This is a genomic window from Rhodoblastus sp. (assembly GCF_052145335.1).
Taxonomy (GTDB): domain Bacteria; phylum Pseudomonadota; class Alphaproteobacteria; order Rhizobiales; family Beijerinckiaceae; genus Rhodoblastus.
The window spans coordinates 1-6,040 of record NZ_JBKQOU010000184.1; the positions used below are offsets into that span (position 1 = coordinate 1).

General features: G+C 56.4%; 6 protein-coding genes. 1 reads left to right on the forward strand and 5 read right to left on the reverse strand.

Going from position 1 to position 6,040, the window contains the following annotated elements; all coding sequences use genetic code 11:
- A partial coding sequence (locus ACLP2E_RS11745) for a Rieske 2Fe-2S domain-containing protein (protein ID WP_442466035.1) occupies window positions 1-669 on the reverse strand: 669 nt, incomplete at its 3' end.
- A gap of 750 nt (window positions 670-1,419) precedes the next feature.
- Here ACLP2E_RS11745 and ACLP2E_RS11750 point away from each other — a divergent pair.
- On the forward strand, window positions 1,420-3,138 hold the full coding sequence (locus tag ACLP2E_RS11750) for a sigma 54-interacting transcriptional regulator (protein ID WP_442466036.1): 1,719 nt from the start codon (window positions 1,420-1,422) through the stop codon (window positions 3,136-3,138).
- 39 nt (window positions 3,139-3,177) lie between these two features.
- On the opposite strand, the gene ACLP2E_RS11755 is transcribed toward ACLP2E_RS11750, so the two are convergent.
- From ACLP2E_RS11755 to ACLP2E_RS11770, 4 genes are all read right to left on the reverse strand, one after another.
- A complete protein-coding gene (locus ACLP2E_RS11755; protein WP_442460955.1) occupies window positions 3,178-3,447 on the reverse strand; it encodes a hypothetical protein in 270 nt (89 codons plus the stop codon).
- Window positions 3,413-4,204, reverse strand: coding sequence for a 4-hydroxy-2-oxoheptanedioate aldolase (gene hpaI / locus ACLP2E_RS11760; protein WP_442466037.1), 792 nt, complete (start codon window positions 4,202-4,204; stop codon window positions 3,413-3,415). The genes ACLP2E_RS11755 and hpaI overlap by 35 nt, the downstream gene beginning before the upstream one ends.
- A gap of 323 nt (window positions 4,205-4,527) precedes the next feature.
- Window positions 4,528-5,436, reverse strand: coding sequence for a hypothetical protein (locus ACLP2E_RS11765; protein WP_442466038.1), 909 nt, complete (start codon window positions 5,434-5,436; stop codon window positions 4,528-4,530).
- A 322-nt stretch (window positions 5,437-5,758) separates the two neighbouring features.
- On the reverse strand, window positions 5,759-6,040 hold a 282-nt coding region (locus ACLP2E_RS11770; protein ID WP_442466039.1), incomplete at its 5' end, for a hypothetical protein.

Sequence of the window (6,040 nt, forward strand, 5' to 3'; positions counted from 1 at the left end):
CGTGACGTGATAGCCGTCGGCGCCATTTTCCGCCTGCAGCTTCCAGTTGGCGTCGAATGTATAGACGCCGACGCCGCGCACGACCTCGATGCCTTCGGGCGCCTGATCGACGATCATGTCGATGATCTTGGCCGCCTCGCCCAAAAATTCAGGGAGTGTGCTCACGTTGGGATTCAGCGAGCCGAACAGGAAGCCGCGATAGCTTTCGAACCGCGCCACGCGGTTCAGATTAAGGTTGCCGTTCGCATTGAAATCCGCCGGATAACCCGCTTCCTTGTTCTGGTCCTTGACCTTCAGCAATTTTCCGTTGTTGGAAAAGGTCCAGCCGTGGAAGGGACAGGTGAAGCTCGACTTGTTGCCCTTCTTGTGGCGGCACAAAGTGGCGCCGCGATGGGTGCAGGTATTGAGGAAGGCGTTCAGCACGCCATTCTTGTCACGGGTGATCATCACCGGCTGACGACCCATGAAGGTGCTGAAATAATCGTTGGGATTGGCAATCTGGCTCTCGTGCGCCAAATAGATCCAGTTGCCCTCGAAAATATATTTCATTTCGAGTTCGAACAGTTCCTGATCCGTGAAAACCGAACGATCGACGCGATAATCGAGAGTCGTCGGATCGTCTTTGAGCAGCTCTGGAAGTGTTGCAGCCAATTTTTCATGAATAGTCATCAAATTTCCTCCTCTTTCCCACGCCCCAAGGCGTTAGAGACCCTTGCCGCGCAAGCGCGCTTCAGCCTTCCGGAAAATCCGAAAAAGGCTTGGATTGCGGCGCTTTCCGCAAATGACATGCGATTTGAACTGATGCTCCGTTCGCGCGCACGGCTCCCGCCGCGGGCTGCGGAAAGAAGCGGATCAGGATGGAATTTGAATTTTCATTTTTTTTGTCTCCCGTGCATAAAAAAGCCTTTGCGGCTCGGACTGCTGTCGATCAAATCGTCGCTTTGCAGTTCTTGCGGGAGATAGGAGCAGGGACCGTGCCAAGACGGTCGCGATCGCCGCGGCTAAAGCGTCGCGCGGTCAATTTCGATGCAAGAGAAAAACCTCGTCCTCTAGAAAAATAACGATTTTTTGATAAACGCGACATTTTCGGCGCCCGCAAAGTTTGCCGGGCGATCAAGCCGGAACGATTCACAAAAATGCATCAATTCGTCGATCCGAGCCCCAAGCGACTGTCAAGACATGCTTCAATTCATCACCGCCCGCTGTGTTTCCCGGCAGCAGATAACATGCTAAATTTCGGTCAAAATAATAAATACCAAGGGTGGAAATAATGATGTTCTTGAAAAGGCGAAACGCCTTGCCGAGGCAATCGTGACCGAGTCGCGACGTCCCGGAAGCGGAGCGCACGCGTCAACTTCGCTTGCGCCTCTGCAAAAAACTCCCCTCGTAGAGCCGGGTTTTCCGGATATAGCCGATCTTATGGGCCGGCTGAGTTTTTCTCTCAACGACGGGCGCATCTGGCTGGACGACCAACGCATGTTGCTGATCCATGCCAAGTCGCTCGGCGCCTTGCGGCATGAGATGATTGATGCCTTCGGCCTCGACGCGGCGCGGGGGTTGTTGACGCGCATGGGCTATCGCGCCGGCGTCATTGACGCGCAGATGGCGCGTAAGGTGCGTTCCACGACTTCGTCAAAGAATATGTTCGTAGTTGGCCCGCAAATGCACTGCCTGGAAGGCGTCGGCCACTCCGAGGTCGTGAGACTGGACTTCGATGTCGAGCGGGGAACCCATTATGGCGAATTCGTATGGACCCATCCAATCGAGGATGAGGAGCATATCAGGCATTTCCTGATCGGCGCCGACCCGGCGTGCTGGATGCAAACCGGCTATGCTTCAGGATTCTCGACCGAATTCATGGGCCGCCCGGTGCTTTATCGAGAGGTCGAATGTCTCTCGATGGGCCATCCGGCCTGCCGCATCGTCGGCAAGGTAGTCGAGGATTGGGGCGATGAGGCGGCGGACGATCTGCGCTTCACCATGCCGGGCATGTTCGCAGTCGCCGACGCGCAACGGGCTTCGAACCGCATTGAAGTTCTGCTTTCGCCAGACGAATCCGCCATCGCTGCGGGTCACCCGGTCGGCGTTTCGCCGAGTTTCAATACGGCGATGCAGATGTTGCGGCGCGTCGCCCCAACGCAGGCGACTGTACTTTTCCTCGGCGAAAGCGGTGTCGGCAAAGAGGTTTTCGCCAGGACGTTGCACCGGCTGAGCCATCGTGGCGACAAGCCTTTCATCGCCCTGAATTGCGCCACCATTCCAGAACAACTAGTCGAGTCCGAATTGTTTGGCGCTGAACGCGGCGCCTTTACCGGCGCGACGCAGAGTCGGCTCGGACGGTTTGAGCGCGCCGACGGCGGCACTCTTTTTCTCGACGAGGTTGGCACGCTGTCGATCAGCGCCCAGAGTAAGCTCTTGCGCGTGTTGCAGGAAGGTGAGATCGAACGGCTGGGCGACTCCCAAACGCGCCAGGTCGATGTGCGCGTTGTCGCAGCCACCAATGTCGATCTGCGCGCAGAGGTCCGGAAAGGGAACTTCCGCGAAGACCTGTTCTTCCGCCTCAATGTGTTCCCGATCCTCATCGCACCATTGCGCGACCGCCATGAAGACATTCCGCTGCTGATGACCCATTTTCTCGCCCGATTCAATCAAAGGCACGCAAGACGGATCAAAGGGTTCACCCAGCGAGCGGTGGACGCCATGTTGTCCTATGATTGGCCCGGCAATATTCGGGAACTGGAAAACGTCATCGAGCGGGGCGTCATTCTCGCCGCCAATGAAGGAGCAATCGACAAGCAGGATTTGTTCACCAGCGGCGAGCGTTTCAGCGAACAGCGTTACGCGCTCGACAACCAGGGCAAGATCGTTCGCGCCGATGAGGCAACGCTGGCGCGTAATGCCCCGCCGGTCGTCGAAGACGATCGCATGTTCGCACGGATCGACAAACTGCTTCACGGAGCCGCGGAAAATGCCGAGCCCGTCTCGATAGAAGAGTTCGAGACGGTGTTGTTAAAGCGAGCGGTCGAAAAAACACGCGGCAATCTGGCGGCGGCGGCGCGTCTGCTCGGCATCACCCGGCCGCAGATGGTGTATCGGCTGAAAAGCCGTGGAATCATGCATGACTCCGATCAGAATTGATCGGTCTCGCTCGAATGATCCAGCGGAGCGAAGCGGAAATTACATCACTGCCAAAAGGGCGAACAAGGGCGCATTGATCACCGTCACCAAATTGGTCATGAAGACCTGATCGAAGCGATAGCCGAGGCGCCCCAGACGAAGCCCGCGCCTGAGATCAGAAAAGCAGGCGCGATGATGGCGGCGAGCGCCGATATCAATTCCATTCGGCGCCGCCGCAATGTTCATTGCAACGCATTTCAAATCTCCAACGCAAACCGGGTTGCTCAATAACGACTCAATAAGCGGCCCGACGTTGGGGAAACTCGCCATGCGGTTTGAACCGTCGCGCCAGCGCCTGCGTGGTTTCGGCAAGCAAAAGCACATCGACGCCGACGGCGACGAATTGCGCGTCCTGCGCGAGATAGCCCGACGCTACCGCTTCGTCAGTCGCCAACAGCCCCGGCGCCTTGCCATTGGCGAGGATGCAGCGGATCGCCCGCTCCATCGCCGCGACCACCTCCGGATGCTGCGGTTGACCGATATAGCCCAGCGACGCCGAAAGATCGGCTGCGCCCAGGAATATGCCGTCAACGCCTTCAATGTCGGCTATGGCTTCGAGATTATCCAACCCCGCTTTGGTTTCGACCTGCAGCAGAAGGCAAACCTGTTCATTGGCATGATCAAGATAATCGCCAACCCGGCCCCACCTTGCCGCGCGCGCGATGCCCGCGCCGACGCCGCGAAAACCGTGCGGCGGGTAGCGTGTGGCGAGAACTAGCATTTCGGCCTGCTCCGGCGTCTCAACCATCGGAATGAGCAAGGATTGCGCGCCGATATCGAGCATCTGCTTGATCAGAACGGGGTCGCCGGTGGGGGGACGCACCACGACATGCGCGGGATAAGGCGCCGTCGCCTGCAATTGCGCCAGCATGGTCCGCAAATCGAGCGGCGAATGCTCGCCGTCGAGCAGCAGCCAATCGAAACCCGATCCAGCGCAGATCTCCGCACTGTAGGCGTCGGCCATCGCCAACCAAAGGCCGATCTGCCGCTGGCCATTCTTGAGCGCCGTCTTGAAACTGTTTTCCATGATTTTCGGGACCCTTTTTTCCTCGAAAGCGAAAGCCAGGTTGACGGGCCAAATGGCGCTTCCAGCGTAACGACGGCGTCGCCGCCCGAACGAAACGCGGCTGGCCATTCAGTTCGAAGAAAACTTTCACTGGCCTTCGGCGTCGGTTTCGCCAACTGCAAGCAAACGGATGGAGGAGACCATTGCTTAACGAACGTCGAGTAAGGTGACAATCGCCATCCCCACTTTCGTTCGGCCAGCCGCAACCTTCATCTGTGTCGCGGCCGGCCAACTTGCTCATCTCGATGAAAACACGACACCCTGGTTTTTCGTCGTGGTCAAACTCAATATTTCGCGGCAACAACGTGCGCTTCAGGCTTCCACAGGGCGAACACGAGTTCGCTCCAGAAGCGGGTATCGTAACCGCCTTCATTCTGCTGGTAAACATCGCGGCTAACTTTGACTACGAGTTTAACGTTTTCAAAATTGTAAGCGACGGCGCCGCCGAGCGCGAACTGGCTTTGGCGCAAATAGCCAGAATAGGGAGAGCTGAGATCGGTAGAGCCGAAGCCGATGGCGCCGACTTCCCACTTGCCGAATTCCCGAAGCGCCGTGAGATTGAGATTGCCCCAGGCGGCGCCAGCGGTGGCAGGCTGGTTGAAAGCGGCATTAACCGGTGAAACATTTTGCAGAGGCCCGTTCGAGCCGACCCCGTAGACCATTTCCGCATTGAGCAGCCAATCATTGGCCGTATAGCCAATCGCGACCTTTTGACTGAACTCCCAATAGTCGTTCACCGAAACCTGGCTGTTTACCGGAACAAAAACCTGTTCCTCGATGGCGGCATGGAATCCCGCACCGAGATTCCAGGACAATCCAGCGCCGAGCTTGGTGAGCGCAAAGCCGCGCAGATTAGCTGCCGTTGTGCCGAAGCCGTGGCCGACCGCGACTTGCGCCCAGACGTTCTCGTCGACAAGAAACAGGCGGCCACCTAACAGCTCGTAAGGTGTCGCCCAGAGCAGATGGACCGGAATGGCGACGCCGAGATCCACTTCCGGGCCGCCGTTGTAAGGACCGCGCGCGCCCCAATTGATGTCGACAATGTTATACACGCCAACAGGCGGAAGCGCGGAGGTGACGAAACCCGTGGAGATGCCGGGCTGAGCCGTGGAACCGGCGTAAGACGTCGACGCCATGCCACAGAGCGAAAGCGCGCATGCGATCGACCCGATGATTTTATTCTGAATATTCATTAGTCCCTCCTCGGACGTTTAGCTCAGGCCAGTTTGCATTGCACAATTGTGACCTCGTTTAGATTTCCTATTCACCGCCAACATCAATACGGATTTTCGATTGGCGACGAATTAGTGCATGTACGTTTGCATTATAAGATACTGCAAAGGACAAATTACATTTATATGAAACACCACAGCTAATCTGGGGTTAAAAACTCATATTGGGCTGCTGGTTTAATTCAATATCAATGTTGTATTTGTGCAACAAAGCGCTATATAACAATAATTTGTATCTCCGCTTGCTAAGCGTAGGCGTAAAATTATTTTTATATTTGTGAACTCAATAAGATTTGTACTGTAATATTTCTGCGGCGAGAGCCCGCCATTCATCCAGGGCCTCTAAAATCACTCCGCGCGTCGTCATCGAAACAAGCTGCATTTCAACGAGATTTACGACCTTCCGACGTACCGTCTCCCGCGGAATTTTCAGGACTTCGGCGATGTCTATGCAGGAGACCACTGTTATCGCAACGCCGGATCTCGAATTCGAAATGCCGAGGAAACCGATGGCAAGGAATATGAATGCTTCCTCGACGGTCAGTTGGCGCCGCGCGCGCGCGGC